Annotated in this window: 12 protein-coding genes, 2 riboswitches and 1 other annotated feature (1 of these 15 running past the window's edge); of the genes, 8 read left to right on the forward strand and 4 right to left on the reverse strand. The window is 51.2% G+C overall.

Going from position 1 to position 15,521, the window contains the following annotated elements; translation table 11 throughout:
• Window positions 1-214, forward strand: a binding site (T-box leader) (it extends 14 nt beyond the left edge of the window).
• Between the two features lie 198 nt (window positions 215-412).
• The 3 genes from serA (at window position 413) to AAIG11_RS12720 (ending at window position 5,738) form a co-directional block, all read left to right on the forward strand.
• Window positions 413-1,996: a phosphoglycerate dehydrogenase gene (serA, locus tag AAIG11_RS12710; protein WP_343186617.1), complete on the forward strand. Its 1,584-nt coding sequence runs from the start codon at window positions 413-415 to the stop codon at window positions 1,994-1,996.
• 24 nt (window positions 1,997-2,020) lie between these two features.
• Window positions 2,021-3,109 carry a tartrate dehydrogenase gene (locus AAIG11_RS12715; RefSeq protein ID WP_343186618.1) on the forward strand — a complete coding sequence of 363 codons (1,089 nt, stop codon included), beginning with the start codon at window positions 2,021-2,023 and terminating at the stop codon, window positions 3,107-3,109.
• A gap of 505 nt (window positions 3,110-3,614) precedes the next feature.
• Window positions 3,615-5,738, forward strand: coding sequence for a beta-propeller domain-containing protein (locus AAIG11_RS12720; RefSeq protein WP_343186619.1), 2,124 nt, complete (start codon window positions 3,615-3,617; stop codon window positions 5,736-5,738).
• 93 nt (window positions 5,739-5,831) lie between these two features.
• On the opposite strand, the gene AAIG11_RS12725 is transcribed toward AAIG11_RS12720, so the two are convergent.
• Window positions 5,832-7,370, reverse strand: coding sequence for a copper amine oxidase N-terminal domain-containing protein (locus AAIG11_RS12725; RefSeq protein WP_343186620.1), 1,539 nt, complete (start codon window positions 7,368-7,370; stop codon window positions 5,832-5,834).
• 341 nt (window positions 7,371-7,711) lie between these two features.
• On the opposite strand from AAIG11_RS12725, the gene AAIG11_RS12730 reads away from it, so the two are divergent.
• A complete protein-coding gene (locus tag AAIG11_RS12730) occupies window positions 7,712-8,182 on the forward strand; it encodes a GNAT family N-acetyltransferase (RefSeq protein ID WP_343186621.1) in 471 nt (156 codons plus the stop codon).
• 36 nt (window positions 8,183-8,218) lie between these two features.
• Here the strand turns inward: AAIG11_RS12730 and AAIG11_RS12735 are convergent, their stop codons facing one another.
• The 3 genes from AAIG11_RS12735 to AAIG11_RS12745 all read right to left on the reverse strand — a co-directional run bounded on the left by AAIG11_RS12735 (window position 8,219) and on the right by AAIG11_RS12745 (window position 10,115).
• The gene (locus tag AAIG11_RS12735; protein WP_343186622.1) at window positions 8,219-8,551 is read right to left on the reverse strand and encodes a cupin domain-containing protein; all 333 of its coding nucleotides are present in this window, start codon (window positions 8,549-8,551) and stop codon (window positions 8,219-8,221) included.
• 2 nt (window positions 8,552-8,553) lie between these two features.
• Entirely contained in the window at window positions 8,554-8,892 is a 339-nt protein-coding gene (locus AAIG11_RS12740) for a cupin domain-containing protein (protein ID WP_343186623.1), read from the reverse strand.
• Window positions 8,893-9,142: 250 nt separating this feature from the next.
• Window positions 9,143-9,234, forward strand: a riboswitch (cyclic di-GMP riboswitch).
• A gap of 7 nt (window positions 9,235-9,241) precedes the next feature.
• Window positions 9,242-9,367: riboswitch (cyclic di-GMP riboswitch) on the forward strand.
• 112 nt (window positions 9,368-9,479) lie between these two features.
• On the reverse strand, window positions 9,480-10,115 hold the full coding sequence (locus AAIG11_RS12745; protein WP_343186624.1) for a TetR/AcrR family transcriptional regulator: 636 nt from the start codon (window positions 10,113-10,115) through the stop codon (window positions 9,480-9,482).
• 279 nt (window positions 10,116-10,394) lie between these two features.
• Between AAIG11_RS12745 and AAIG11_RS12750 the strand changes: the two genes are divergently transcribed.
• From AAIG11_RS12750 to AAIG11_RS12765, 4 genes are all read left to right on the forward strand, one after another.
• A complete protein-coding gene (locus AAIG11_RS12750) occupies window positions 10,395-12,581 on the forward strand; it encodes an FAD-dependent oxidoreductase (protein ID WP_343186625.1) in 2,187 nt (728 codons plus the stop codon).
• A gap of 221 nt (window positions 12,582-12,802) precedes the next feature.
• The gene (locus AAIG11_RS12755; protein WP_343186626.1) at window positions 12,803-13,279 is read left to right on the forward strand and encodes a MarR family winged helix-turn-helix transcriptional regulator; all 477 of its coding nucleotides are present in this window, start codon (window positions 12,803-12,805) and stop codon (window positions 13,277-13,279) included.
• 180 nt (window positions 13,280-13,459) lie between these two features.
• Complete coding sequence (locus tag AAIG11_RS12760) at window positions 13,460-13,846, forward strand: FMN-binding protein (RefSeq protein WP_343186627.1); 387 nt, start codon at window positions 13,460-13,462, stop codon at window positions 13,844-13,846.
• Between the two features lie 84 nt (window positions 13,847-13,930).
• Window positions 13,931-15,259: an NAD(P)H-dependent oxidoreductase gene (locus tag AAIG11_RS12765; protein ID WP_343186628.1), complete on the forward strand. Its 1,329-nt coding sequence runs from the start codon at window positions 13,931-13,933 to the stop codon at window positions 15,257-15,259.
• Window positions 15,260-15,521 lie beyond the last annotated feature (262 nt).

The following is a 15,521-nucleotide window of genomic DNA, read 5'->3' on the forward strand; positions in this document are numbered from 1 at the left end:
AGAGAACAGTAAACAGGTCAAGGTTTCAGAGAGCCGGCGGTAGGTGCGAGCCGGTACCCCATACTGTTGAATCCGCTCTGGAGATGAGGGGTATCACAACCCTTCCGGTGGAAGACCGTTATCATTCAGCAATGAGGCCTGGCAGGTGAATGAACCCCATTCCCCCGGGCAAAACAAGGTGGCACCGTGGAAGATACAAGCTTCCGCCCTTGGCAGAGATCTGCCGGGCGGAGGCTTTCGTTTTTTTTGAAGACGCATACCGGCAGCAACCGGCAGCACCCTTTCGGAACAGGCCTTCAATGGCCACCGAAACAGGCACAATCATCATCGTGCCGTCACTCGTCGATTCAGTTAGACGGCAGCTACGGTTAATGAACCGCTGCCGGGTCTTCAGAAAAAGGAGGAGAAAATGATGAAAATCATTGTGGCAGAAAAAATTTCGGATAAAGGCATGGAAGTGCTGCAGGCATCGGGCGCGCAGGTGGATCTAAAGCTAAAAATACCCCGGGAAGAACTGCTGGAAATCATTCCCGCCTATGATGCCATCGTGGTGCGCAGCGCCACAAAAATTGACGAAGAATTTTTCGCCCATGCCACCAGTGTGAAAGTGGTGGGCCGGGCCGGCAATGGGGTGGATAACATTGACATGACCGCCGCCACAAAACACGGCGTCATCGTAGTGAACACCCCTGATGCCAACAGCGTGTCTGCCGCAGAGCACACCATAGGGCTGATGCTGGCTTCCAGCCGAAAAAGCCCCCAGGCCAACATGGCCATGAAGAACCGAATCTGGGACCGTTCTCCCTTCACCGGCACCGAGCTTTACCGAAAAACCGTGGGCATCGTGGGGCTGGGCCGCATTGGCGCCCTTGTCGCCACGCGCCTTCAGGCCTTCGACATGAAAGTGATTGCCTACGATCCCTACATTGCCGACAGCCGTTTTGAAAAATTTGGCGTGGAGAAAAAAGAAACGTTGGCAGAGTTGATGCAGGAAGCCGACTTCCTCACCGTTCACACGCCCAAAACCAAAGAAACCCTGGGAATGATCGGCAAAGAGCAGTTTGCCCTGGCGAAAAAAGGCCTGCACATTGTCAACTGCGCCCGGGGAGGTATTGTCGATGAAGAAGCCCTTGCCTGGGCGGCGGCTGAAGGCATCGTTACAGCAGGCGGTATCGACGTGCTGAAGGATGAACCCGCCACCACCTCACCCTTATTCGATTTGGAGCACATCATTCTCACTCCTCACATTGGTGCTGATACCGTGGAAGCTCAGGATAACGTGGGTGTCAGCATTGCCCACGAAGTACTCAGCGCCCTGCGGGGTGAAGTGGTGCCCAACGCTGTGAACATGCCCACCCTGCAGCGCCAGGAGCTGGAGCAGGTAAAGCAGAGCCTGAAACTGGGTGAAATCATGGGCAAGTGTTACTACCAGCTGAACAAAGAGCCGGTGGAACAGCTTGAAATCATCTACAGCGGTGAAACCGCCAAAATGGAAACGGAAATGATCACCCTGGCAGTCTTGAAAGGCCTCATGGAGCCGGTGATTCAGGAAAAAGTAAATTACGTAAACGCAGGTCTGCTGGCGAAAAACCGGGGCATCGAAGTAGTGGAAAGTAAAATTGCCGACAACGAACACTACCTGAACTTCATTCAGCTGAAGGTCCACTCGAAAGAAAAAACCTTCACCATCGGCGGCACCGTTTTCGGCAAAAATGAACTGCGCATAGCAGAGATCAACGGGTTTGTCTTTGATGTGATTCCTACCGATTACATGCTCATTGCTGAAAACATCGACCAGCCGGGAATGATCGGCAAAATCGGCACCATGCTGGGGCAGAACAATATCAACATCGCCACCATGCAGGTGAGCCGCAATGTTCAGGGTGAAAAAGCCATGATGTTCATGGCCATCGACTCTGAACCAACAGAGGAAGATCTGGCCAAGATCACCACGGTGGACGGCATTCTGAAGGTGCAGTTCCTGCAAATGGGTTAGGCATAGGTGGAAAGGAGCAGACCAATGACAGAACCAATGACACAACCATTTAGAATAGCCGTCATCGGCGGCGATGGCGTAGGCCCTGAAGTGGTGGCTGAAGGCATTAAGGTCATGAAAAAAATACAGGCACTGGACAACACCGTGGCCTTTACCTTCGAAGCATTCCCTTGGGGCTGCGAGTACTACTTGCGGGAAGGCCGCATGATGCCTGAAGACGGACTGGAGCAGTTGAAAGCCTTTGAGGCCATCTTCCTGGGAGCCGTGGGTTACCCGGGTGTTCCAGATCATATCTCCCTGTGGGACCTGCTGTTAAAGATTCGAAAAGGCTTTGACCAATACGTCAACCTGCGGCCGGTGAAGCTGTTAAAGGGCGCTCCCTGCCCTCTAAAGGGTGTGGAGCGGGAAGCCGTGAACATGACGGTGATTCGGGAAAACTCTGAAGGCGAATATGCTGGTGCCGGCGACTGGTTATTCAAGGGGCAGCAGGAGGAAGTGGTGCTGCAAACCGGCGTCTTTTCCCGGAAGGGAACGGAGCGGATCATCCGTCACGCCTTCGAAGTGGCCCGAAAAGAAGGACGAAGCCTGACCAGTATCAGTAAAGCCAATGCCCTGAACTATTCCATGGTGTTCTGGGACCAGGTATTTCAGGAAGTGGCCCGGGAGTATCCCGAGGTGGCCACACATTCCTACCTGGTGGACGCTGCCGCCATGTTCATGGTGCGTGATCCGGGACGCTTTGAAGTGGTGGTCACCTCCAACCTCTTCGGTGATATCCTCACCGACCTGGGGGCCGCCATCGCCGGCGGTATGGGCCTGGCCGCAGGTGCCAATCTGAATCCGGAGAGAAAGTACCCCTCCATGTTCGAGCCCATCCACGGGTCAGCTCCCGACATCGCCGGGCAGCAGAAATCCAACCCCCTGGCGGCTATCTGGTCTGCCAGCCAGATGATGGACTTCTTTGGAAGAGAAGATTGGGGAGCCGCCATTCTCGAAGCCATGGAAGCGGTACTTCAGGAAGGACAGTCCCTCTCCCCTGACCTGGGTGGCACCGCCACCACCAGTGACGTGGGAGACGCGGTGATTGCCAAACTGGAAGGGATGGCTCCCTGAAGAGCTGATGCAGTCTGAGGAGCCTTATTCAAGGGCTGTTTAGTTGAAGACAAAGGGCTTTGGCCCGGCCAGATGATTCCAATCTTGTGTGTTTTTAGTCGCAAGTCTCGAAAACAGCGCCTGAACTCGCTGCGCTCAAACAACAGGCGCTGGCGGTTTTCTCATCTTTTCGAAAAAACACTGACAAGATTTCCAAGGCTGTCTTTTACCAAATCCCTTGTCTTCATCTTGTTTTGTCTACAGTCTGAGCAGCCTTGATTCAAAGGCTGTTTTTTCTGTTTTTGGAAAAAATGCAACCCTTCTGGCAATACGGCGTCTATAGAAGCATCAAAGGAAATCATCGCCGGTGGAAATGAAGTATCACAGGCCACCGGAAAAACTGCTGAAATAGACCAGGAAATTAAAGAGGACAAAGAGAACCATAAAAAACGGGGAAAATGATTCGGATCGTTCTCAAGAGGAAAAAATGGAGAAGAGCAACAAAAGAAGAAGAGGAGGGTGACGCATGAAACATTTACGCACACACATGGGATTGGCACTGGCACTGGTGCTTTTACTGCTGGTACCCCTGAACATGAGCCGGGCCATGGAAAACCAACAAGGCAACCCCGACACCCCGAACAATCCGGGCAATACATCCACCGGGGACGAAGAAACCCCCGGCATTGAAACCCTGGGAGATTTTGCCACACTGAAATCACTTTTGGATGAGTTTAACAAATCCATGCAGGTCTATGGACAGCGGGAAATGATGGTCAACATGGAAGAATCAATGGATACAGGAGCGGCACCTGCCGAAGCGCCGGCAGCCTCTCAGGATGCTTCCCGCAGCGGTGGCACAGCCGATTTTTCCACCACCAATATTCAGGTGGCTGGGGTGGATGAAGGAGACCTGGTGAAAACCGACGGTGAGTACCTGTACCGCATCAACCAGGATCACATCGCCATTCTTCGGGTTGATCCCGACCGCCCCATGGAAACAGCAGGCCGAATCCTGCTGGATGAATACTTTCAGCCCCAGGAACTGTATCTGGACAACAACAAGCTGGTGGTCATCGGCAGCAGCTGGGTGATTCGTCCCCAGAATCCTGTTCTCTATGATTCTGTGACTCCCCAGGAATCCGGCAGTAGTAGCAGTCCAAGCCGAACCAGCGTTGAAGTGGACACAGCGCCCGCAGAAGAGTTGCTGCCAGACACCGGACGTTCCATGATCTATCCGCCAGACTGGTGGATGCCCCAAACTACCACCCTGAAGGTGTACGATGTAAGTCAACCCGCCAAAGCTTCCCTGCTGCGGGAAATCGTGGTGGAAGGAAGTCTCCTTTCTTCCCGAAAAGTGGACGAAGCCCTGTACCTGGTAACCAACCGGCATTTTGATTATTACTGGATCATGCAGGAACGGCCCGGACAGGCAGAAGATTTGCTGAAACCGGTGTACCGGGACAGTGCCTTGGAAAAAGGTGCCCTGCAGACTGTCAGCTTTGATGAAATCGGTTACTTCCCCGGAGCCGTAGAACCCAACTACATCACCCTGATGGGACTCTCTTTGGACCGCCTCACCGAACCGGCAGAAGTGGAAGTCTTCCTGGGCCGGGGCCAAAATATCTACGCCTCCCGGGAAAACCTCTATGTGGCCATGGAAAAATGGGAAGCACCGGCGGAAAACATCTGGCCTATGCCCCGGTTGGGCTGGGAAGACAACACCCGTACTGATGTGTACCGTTTTGCCCTGAACCAGGGGCGCATTTCCCACGCGGCCACGGGGCATGTGCCCGGCCGCATTCTCAATCAGTTCTCCATGGATGAACACCAGGGCCACTTCCGCATTGCCACCACCACCGGCAACACCTGGCGCACCGACGAAGGCACCTCCAAAAACCACCTGTATGTGCTGGACCTCAACCTGAATCGAAAAGGGGCCATTGAAGACATTGCCCCCACTGAGCGCATCTATTCAGTCCGGTTCATGGGAGAACGGGCCTACATGGTCACCTTCCGGGAGATAGACCCCTTCTATGTCATTGATCTGAAAGACCCGGCAAAACCGGAAATACTGGGATATTTAAAAATTCCCGGCTACAGTGACTACCTGCATCCCTACGATGCCAACCATATCATTGGCTTCGGCAAAGAAGTCTATGATGTGAAAGGCAATGCCATTCCCGGCGGTTTCAAGATGGCCGTCTTCGATGTGAGTGACGTCACCCGCCCTGTGGAAAAATTCAAGCTGGAAATCGGCGACACTGGTTCCGATTCCCCCCTGCTTTACGATCATAAGGCCCTGCTTTTTTCCAAAGAGCGTAACCTCATTGCCTTTCCCATAACCGTGATGGAGAAGCCTGCTGGGACTGACCCAAACAACCCTTGGCAGTGGGGGCAGTTCACCTTCCAGGGAGCCCACGTGTACGGCCTTGATCTTAACAAGGGCTTTACCCTGAAAGCCGCCATCACCCATCTGAGCCGGGAAGATTACCAAAAAGCCGGCCAGTTCTGGTATGATGGTGAGAAGAATGTGGACCGCATCCTTTACGTGGGCGACACCCTGCTCACCACCTCCAATCACCAGGTGCAGCGCCACCGCCAGAGCGATTTCAGTCTGGTGGATCAGGTGATGATGCAGACTCAATAAACAGCGAAGACAAGAACCCGCCGGCTTGTTGCCGGCGGGTTCTTGTCTTCTTAAAGGATGATGGTGTCAATACGCCACATGACCAGTTTCCACTTAAGTGTCAACCTCAGCAGAAATAGTGACTTCACGACGATCTGGGTTCCAGTCCACCTCAAACCCAAGAGCTTCACTGATGAACCGCACAGGGACCACTGTGCGTCCGTTGACAATCTCCGGTGTCACAGTGGGGTTTCGGTCAATGGGAACAGATGCGCCGTTGATGGTGGCCGTGGATTGCCCAATGATCATTTCAATCATCACTGCATCTTCACCAGCACCTCGCTGATAAGTGACAGTACGGGATGCTGGAATCCACCCGATTTCGGCCCCCAGTTCCTCGCCGATAAACCGGAAGGGCACCAAGGTGCGTCCATCTTTGATGAAGGGAGCCGCATCCAACCCTTTAACCTGACTGCCGGAACGGGCGGTGGTGCCGTCAATGGTGAGCACTAACTCATATCGCTCAGTTGCAACTGGCGGAACTTCATCTGCCTCTTCGTCTTCAATCACCGGATCAATGGTGTCGGGGATTGTATCGCCATCATCATCCACATCACGATAATCTCCCATCACCATGAAAACATCACTTGTGTCGGTGTCAGCATCTGGATTCACCATTACTCTTTCGAAGTTGGCGCCCCAGCACCAGAGGCTGCCGTTGTCATCTGCCTGGGCTCTGCCGCTGCCAATGTCGGTGCTCCAGCAGTAAACATCACTCCAGTATAAGCTGGAGTGTTGCAGCACATCCACAAAAATCCAGGCTAAAATCATATCTGCCGGCTGGCCGTTGGTTTTTTGCTGTTCATAGGTTGTTTTGATCTTGTCAAAGCTGAGAGAGCCGCCATCATCACCAAGGACAGCCACACCCCCTCGCTTGTTGGAGCGGGAACTGTTATAATCCTGGGCTTTCATCACGATATCCTCTCTAAAATCGTCATCCATTTCCCGAAGCGAGGCATTGAGAAAGAAAACTGCGGCTTCGTCCAGCATCTGTTGGGGGTGATCCGCATCCCCGTCCAGAATGGCCAGCGTGCGCTGCAGATTGGAAACAAAGTTTGCCGAAACAATGACACCATGGCCAGTGCCTTCGCCATGACCGTCGTCAGCGGCACCGGGATTGGGGTTGAATGGCCCGGTGGTACCTTCGCGGATACGCCGCAGCAACTCTTCCAAAGAGGGATCCAGACCGCTCAGGTAAGCTTCCATCTGACGCTGGTCAGCGGGAATTCGCTGCTGGGCCAGATATTCCAGAAGCACACGGTTAATGTTTTCGGGAGCCCCCTGATCAAAATAGAAGTTCAGGCCCAGGTTGTGGTGAAGGCCCACACTTTCAGCGGCCTCTTCATCTGGGGCCCAGCCGCCCCCGGAAATTCCCTGGTCAAGGCCTTCCTTCAGAGAACCGACAATGCCGCCCACAATGGCGCCAGCTCCGGTTTCTGTTTGAATAAACCCTTCCAACGCTCCCACAGCATCCGCTACAACAATATCTTTAAAACGGTTCCACCAGGGCGGCTTTGCCGAAGCCTCCAAAGGTATGGCCATGGTCAGCAAAACAACCAGTGACAGGGTGAGTGCCAATACTCTTTTTCTCATATTCATTCTCCTTTCTATGGTTAGCAGCTTGATGGGTGATTAAATGCAAAAATGCCGGTGGATTAGGTCGGCACTGAATAAGTTAGTGAATTATATGAAAATAATAATTATTATCACATTACCCGGTGGCGAAGAAGTTAAACATATTCTAAATAAATGTCATCAAACTGCAAAGAAATCACCCTGGTTTTACCATGAGACTTTTACCATCAGAACTCACCGATGCGGCTTCCGCTCCATCTGCTTTCTATGGTATAATGGCGTCATTGGTTCTGGAATGGCAGGCATCCTGCGTTCATGGTCAGGTATTAAGATTCAGCAGAAAATGCGGAGGGGATCAAATGAAAGTTACATACAGAGACATCTCGTTGAAAGAAGTAGCCATCATCAAGGAAGTGTGGGAAAAAAACCGACTGTTTCACGAAGCAACCTCCCAGTTTTTTGGGCATTTGTATCATAGCCTCATTTTTGAAGAACGGATGGCTCCCTTCGAGGCTTTTGGTGAAGATCAGATGAAAATCACCATTGCAGAAGCTGTAGGCGAAGAAGAAAGCCAACAACAGGTGATTGGCTACTGCTTGTCCACCATCGACGGCCATGAAGGTCAGATGCAAACCCTCCATGTGCTGGAAGAATTTAGAGGTAAAGAAATTGGAAAAGAATTGATGCAGCGTCATTTGGAATGGCTGAAAGATCATAAATGTGAAGCAGTCAGCCTGGTGGTATCTCAGGAAAACGAAAAAGCGATCCGGTTTTATGAAAACCATGGCTTTCAAAAAAACACCATCGAGATGCGGTTAATCCAATCATGATGACATGATCAAAGGGAAGGCGATGAGCCTTCCCTTTTATTTCACCAATATGTTCAGACTCTTGGAGTCTTCCAGCACTTCAATGCCATAAGGCACATTACTGGGCAGCATCATCAGCTCGCCCTTGCTGACAACCTGTTCATCAGACTGGTGGAAGCGAATCTTCAGCCTGCCTTCATAGACATAAATCAGGCTGTCTTCTTCCTGATATTCTTTGCTGATACTTTCACCCTTTGCGTAAGAGAAAAAACGAACATCTGTGGTTTCAGTGGCACAAATGGCCTTGCTGGCAATGGTGTGGGCGCTGTTTTCAACCATTTTACCGATGGAAATGGCGACCAGAGGGTCAATGTTCTTCATCACCTTCATGGTTACTTCTCCTTCCTGACCACCATCAACAGCATTTTCATATCTTCTTTTGCAGTGACCTGATGAGAAATCCCGGCAGGCATAAGCACCAGCTGCCCCTTCACGGCTTCCTGGGTTTCTTCGCCAATGGTAACACGGGCCACGCCTTCATGAATATAAAGAAGGGCATCGCCGTTGGCTGTATGGGGGCCAACGCCCTCCCCTGTACCGAAAGCCAGCAGGGTAATGCCCACTCCTTTTTCCTGAGCCAGCGTCTTGCTTTCAATTTGGCCGGGCTTGCAGCTGACCATTTCATCAAAGTTAATGGCTTTCGCTTTTTCAATGTTTTTGATTAAATCCATGTTCATCCTCCATTCATATGATCGATCGTTGATGGCTTATCTACTGCAAATTTATCATGAGCTCTCACAGATGACTGTGATTTAAATCACACCATCAAGTAAAAGATATCGAATCAGCCGATGGAGGGATTATCGGAAGATTCACTGCAGAAAAATGATGGGTTGGCGGCTTTGAATCAGCGGATATTCTGTGTAAAAAAGAAGGATAAAAACATTAAAAAGTGTTTAGCCAAATGATGCTGGGGTATATTGAAAGCAAAGGCAAACTATTCGAAAGAATAGGACGCAAAGTTACGACCTAAACAACAATGAAAATTGTTGCAAGGTGGCCGGACTACCTAAAAACCTTTCGGTGTAATAGCAAACTATTCGAAAGAATGGGACGCAAAACTAAAGGGTCTAAGGACAGTCATTTTCAAGAAAAAGCAGTAATGCTCATCCTGAAAAAAACTGTTTATGACAGCCAGCAACCGAGAAGGGTTTTTTGTTTGTTAATATGAAGAGGTAAACAATACTTAACAAGGCCCTGCTTTCAGTAGTGTATATGAAAGCGGGGCCTTCTTGTGTGGAAAGGCAGTTTGCTGAAATCAATCACTGCGGCTCTCCACTGCGGAAGTACTCATTTTAGGCAGAAACGCTGTTAAAAAAAGTGGCAGTGACTGGGAAGTTTCTTCAACGATGTCATAACTGCCATTATACGCACACCAGTCATAAATCATTCCCCGGGAAAATCGAAGGAGATGGCGGGTGATTTGAGTTGCTGTCAAAGAGTCTGACAAGACCCCCGTCTGCTGGGCATCTTCAATCATTTGGGTCAAAATTAAAGGGAACTTACGGGTGGTGGAAATAAAAAAAGCACGGCCTGCCTGCAGCTGGCTGCGATAAAACTGCTGCATGGTTTCAACACCCATGTCTTCTGCATACTTGACCTGATACTTGATGGCTTCAATAATCTTATCCAGAGGAGGCAGCGATTCCAACTGCGCGCTTGCATGAGCTTCAAAGTGTTCATCATATCGGCGGTAAGACTCCACGATGATGTCTTCCTTGCCGGCAAAATGATGGTAAAAAGCGCCGGTGGAAACGCCAACGGTTTGGCAGAGATCCTGAATACTCACGTGATCATATCCCTGTTCAGCAATCAGGTCCAGGGCCGTGTTTAAAAGGGCTTCTTTGGTTTGCATGGCTTGTTGCTTTCGCTGAGTCATTTTCTTTTTGTTCACGATACAGCTCCTTGTCCTGAATGAACCATTCTTAAGTTGAGGATGTGCAAATCCATATTCATTATACACCATTTAATCACGGCAAGTGAAGTCTTAACAATGAGGAATCGTCTGGTACATATCGGTTGGTACGTCTGACAGAGCATATTCATTTCTGAATGGTTCATGGTGAATAACAGGCGTGGATAAAAATGAATTTGACAAAAATAAGACAATGATCTATGATTAACATATTCAGTTCGCCGAACTGATTATGCAAAATCACAAAGGAGGATTTCAATGAAACGAAAACTGATGATGGGATTGTTGATAGTCTGTTTGATGGCAGGGCTTCTGGGTTGCAGCAGTGAGAATGCTGGTTCGGCTGAGCCGGAAACCTATGTGGGCACCGCCAAAGGCTACGGTGGCGATGTGACAGTCACAGTAACCATGGAAGAAAACGTTATCAAAGAAGTGACGGCCGAAGGGCCTGATGAAACTGAGGGAATTGGCACAAAGGCCCTTGAAGAACTGCCGGCAGCAATTGTCGCTGCCAATTCAACTGAAGTTGACGTGATCGCTGGTGCCACAGTTACCAGTAACGCCATTTTGACAGCAGTGAGAAATGCACTGAGCGAAGGTGATGGAACCGAATCAGCAGGTATGACCTTCACACCGGGTACCTATGCCGGGGAGGCTTATGGGTACATGTCCACCATTGTGCTGGATGTCACCGTATCAGAAGATGCCATCACTGGTATCGAGGTGGTGGAAAGCGGCGACTCTCCCATTCTTTTCGACGCCGCCCGGGATGGCATGATCAGTGAAATACTCACCTATCAGACGCTGGCAGTGGACGTGGTGTCAGGTGCCACCTCCAGTTCCCACGGGATTCTGAATGCTACAAAAGACGCCTTGCTGAAAGCAGGTGCCTCAGAAGAAATGGTTAACCGGCAGGCTGAAAGATCGGACTTCACCCCTGAATCCATTGAAAATACAGCCGATGTCATTGTTGTTGGCGGCGGCGGTGCAGGCCTGGTAGCAGCAGCCACGGCGGCTGAAGCAGGTGCCACGGTGATCGTGGTGGAGAAAGCCCCTTACCTGGGTGGCAACCTGGTGGTCTTCGGCGGCATTTACAACACCCCAGACCCGTCGAAGCAGTCGTTGGTGGAAATGAGCGAGGCTGTGAAGGCAATGGTGGAGAAAGCCATCACAGTTGCACCGGCCAACGAGGCTCATGCAGCTGCCATCGCGGCTGTGAAAGCGGATTACGACAAATGGAAGGCCGAAGGAGCCACCGGACTTTTCGACAGCGCTTCCTGGTTTGCTCTCCAAACATGGAACGCTGGCGACCAGGTTGCCAGTAAAGAACTGGTGGATGTGATGTGCGACAATGCCTATGAAGGCTTTGAGTGGCTGGAAGCCATCGGAGTGGAATTCACCGATGGCATCACCCAGGGAGCCGGTTCTCTTTACCAGCGAACCCATGGCGCCGTGAAGCCCAATGGTTCCGGATTCATTGATGCCTATGTGGAAACCTTGAACCAGTATTCAGACCAGGTGGAAATCCTCATGGAAACCGCAGCAGACTCTCTGATCATGGACGGCAGCAAAGTGGTGGGTATCACCGCCACCGATGTGAAGGGAAATACCTACACCCTCAACGCCAACAAAGGCGTGGTGCTGGCCACCGGTGGATTTGCCGGCAATGTGGCCCTGCGTCAGGAATACGCGGAAGGCGGCACCTGGAAAGACTTGGGTGAGAACGTACTCACCACCAACCTGAAAGCAGTTTCAGGAGATGGCATTCTCATGGCAAGAGATATCGGAGTGAACCTGGTGGATATGGAGCACATCCAACTGCTGCATTTGGGAAATCCCTTCTCAGGAGCCACCACCGGTGTTATTCCTTACAAAGGTCGAAACGCTGACGAAGTGATTTTTGTCAATGCGGAAGGAAACCGGTTTGTGGCAGAAGATGCCCGACGTGATGTGATCTGCAATGCCATTCTGGAGCAGCCAGGCGGTTTTTACTGGATGATTCACGATTCCAAGAACATTGACCCCAACAGTGACCTGGTGGCCAACTACCTGAAAGGCGGCTATTTCCATAAAGCCGATACCCTGGAAGAACTGGCAGAGATCATTGAAGTGCCGGCAGAAACCCTGGTGGCCTCAGTGGATCAGTACAACCACTCGGTGGAAACCAAGGTGGACGAAGTCGCCGGCAGAGGACTCTTTGTGGAAACCATTGATGAAGGCCCCTACTTTGCAGCCAAACGAGTGGCATCGGCCCATCATACCATGGGCGGTGTGGAGATTGATGCAGACGCCCGGGTTTACTACGAAGACGGAACCATTGTGGAAGGTCTTTTTGCAGCCGGCGAAGTCACCGGTGCCATTCACGGGGGTAACCGGGTGGGTGGTAATGCAGTGGTGGATACCGTCGTCTTTGGGCGCATCGCCGGCTTCAACGCTGCCAAGTGATGAACAATAACTGCTCAGTTTCTGAATAGCCTGATGCATCAGTAAGTAAGAAGCTCCCGTGCTTTTCGGGAGCTTCTTTTAACGTAAGCTCCAAAACTCAGTTCAGTTAGCTCGCAGTATAGTGCTGAAAAATGATCAAATACAAAAAAAGATTGACAACAACCTATTTATGTAATAAATTACATAAATAGGTAATGCATTACATAAAGGAGGCGCGCAACATGATGAAATCACCCCATCCAAGTGTGACACAACAGCAATACATTTTCGGCAGCTTGTTTCTGTTATCCAATAAACTTCAGGTCATTGGCGATCAATTTCTGGTTCAGGATGGCATGACCATTCGCCAATGGTTTTTGACGGTGATGATCCTGCAGTTTGATCAAGACCCGGGACCAACGCTGGGCGAAGTGGCCCGTCTCATGGAGACTTCCCATCAAAATGTGAAACAGCTGGCTCTGAAGCTCCAGGAAAAAGGGTTTCTCACCATTGAAAAAGATGCCCAGGACGGCCGGGCCATTCGGTTGCAGCTGACGGAAAAAAGCCGGGAGTACTGGAAGGCCAAAGAACCGGTTCAGGATTTATTTCTCCAGAAACTGTTTGCAGGAATCACCCCTGATGAAATCACCAGTACCTGTGAAACCTTCCAGAAGCTTTTTCATAACATGGACGGCTGGAACAACCCCCTTGAGAAATGACAGAAAGCAACAGAGAAACAGCAGAAAATAATGACGGTCAAAACTCTCAGACAAACAGAAGAGAACCACGTCAACTTCTATCAAAACGATGAAACGGTGAATGTAACCAAAAGCGCGAAAGATCCCGCGTTGGAAGTGAAAAAGAAATGGAAGAAACGAAAATGAAATGGAGTGATTAAGATGAAAAGAGTATTGAAAATGCTGGGGGCTGTCGTGCTGGTGCTCATCCTCATCGCCGGAGGCATGTTCATCTACCTGACACAGGGACTTTCCCAAGGGGCCAGCCTGCCGCTTGAGGGCATTGATCTGTCTGAAACAGCCGACGGCACCTATGGAGGGCGGTATGAGGGCGGCCGCTGGAGCAACCAGGTGGAAGTCACGGTGGAAAACCATCGCATCACCCGCCTGGAAGTAGTGGAAGGGGTTGGTTTTGGGGAGGAAAATTTCTCTCAGAATCTCTTCGACGCTGTCATAGCAGCCCAGGACACCCGTATCGACACCGTCTCCGGGGCCACTGTCACCACCAGAGCCTATCTGAAAGCCATTGAAAATGCATTGAAGCCATAACGGCAGGGAGGCACAAACAGCAGCATGACAAGGAATGAGACATCCGTTAAAATTTTAAATAAAGGAAACGAAAGGAAAGAATCCATGAGCACAGTCATTTTAAGTGGGCTTCCAGAAAGCCAGCAAACCCTGGAAGCAATGATCACACAGATGGTAACAGAATCACAGACGGTCTTACAGCCAGCATCAAAGTCGGCGGTGATCCGCGTCACCTGCCTGCCCCTGCGCACCCTTCATCTGGAACCCTGTGCCTGCTGTGAAGCCTGTGCTTACAAAAGCCCCGGGGCCTGTGCCCTGAAAGATGACACCGCCACCCTGATGAAACACATTGCCCCGGCAGACACACTGGTGCTCCTGACACCGGTACGCTTTGGCAGTTACAGTGCCCGGATGAAGCAAACCGTTGATAAGTTCATGCTGCTGGCCCAGCCCGGCTATGGACACTACCGGGGTAGTCTGGTGCATCCTGCCCGATATGGCACCAAGAAAATCATTGGCCTGGGAGTGGCTGAATCAGTTTCCCCCCAGGCAACAGCCAATTTCACCCGACTGGTGGCCCACAACGCCCATAACCTACAGTCTCCCTGGAATGCCGGCGTGATCAATCCCCGGCAGTCACCGGAAGAACTTCACCGTGAAGTGACGCGTCTTATCAATGAAGCATCGGTGACGTCGCCTGCTGAAGATATCTTTTCAGAGCCAGTCCGCTCGCTTGGTGATCCGGTCATCGCTCCATTAATGAAGTCGCAGCGCTGGCTCTTTCTCAACGGAAGCCCCCGAAGAGAAGGCACCTCCCAGTCCTTCATCAATACCATGGCGCAGCTGGTAGAGGAGGCGGGTCATGAAACCACGCTGCTGCAGATACAGCCCTTTGCCAGAGAAAAGACTCCGTTCAGTGCAATGGAAGAGGAGCTGGCCGCCTGTGATGTGTTGGTGCTTTCCGCTCCTCTTTATTCCGACACACTGCCCTACACCAATCAATGGCTGCTGGAAAAACTGGCAGATAGCTGCTCACAGCATTTGGAAGGAAAGTGTTTTTTTACCGTGGCCCAGTGCGGGTTCCCCGACGGTTCCCGTCTTGTTCCGATGCTGAATACCTGCCGGATTTTTGCCGAAGAAACGAGGATGATCTGGCTGGGTGGATTAGCCTTTGGCGGCGGCCCCCTCATCAACGGTGCCGGGCTGGAAACCCTTGGGAAAAAAGGCCGGCAGTACATGCGGGGTTTCCATCTGGCGGTGACGGCAGTGCTGGCCCGGCAGCCTATTCCGGCTGAAAGCCAGCAGCTGTTAACAGTGCGTATTCCAAAGGCGATGCACCGTCCCATGATCTGGTACCTGAACCACCGGGTGAAAAAAGAAGCCCGGTATCAGGGGGCTGTGGATGTGAATGCCCGGCCCTACCTGACCGACTGATGCGGCTCACCGCGCAGACTGATACGACTCACCGTCGACAGCAGTCGCTGGAAAGATGTGTTCATTTCACTGTTTTGGTTCATGATCTTTTGAGGTTTTATCATTACCGGACAGGCAGAGTTCTCGTCGATCTTTTCAGGCGAGAGTCATGCCTGTTCGTTTTTTTGAGGCGAAGGAATCAGCATGACCATTCAAAGCCTTCGGTTACTGAATGAACAGTCGGGTATGAATGGAAGTAGGTAGTGAGTTTGGCAGCAAAGAA

The sequence above is a fragment of the Anoxynatronum sibiricum genome, assembly GCF_039414295.1.
GTDB classification, from domain to species: Bacteria; Bacillota; Clostridia; order Peptostreptococcales; family Tindalliaceae; genus Anoxynatronum; species Anoxynatronum sibiricum.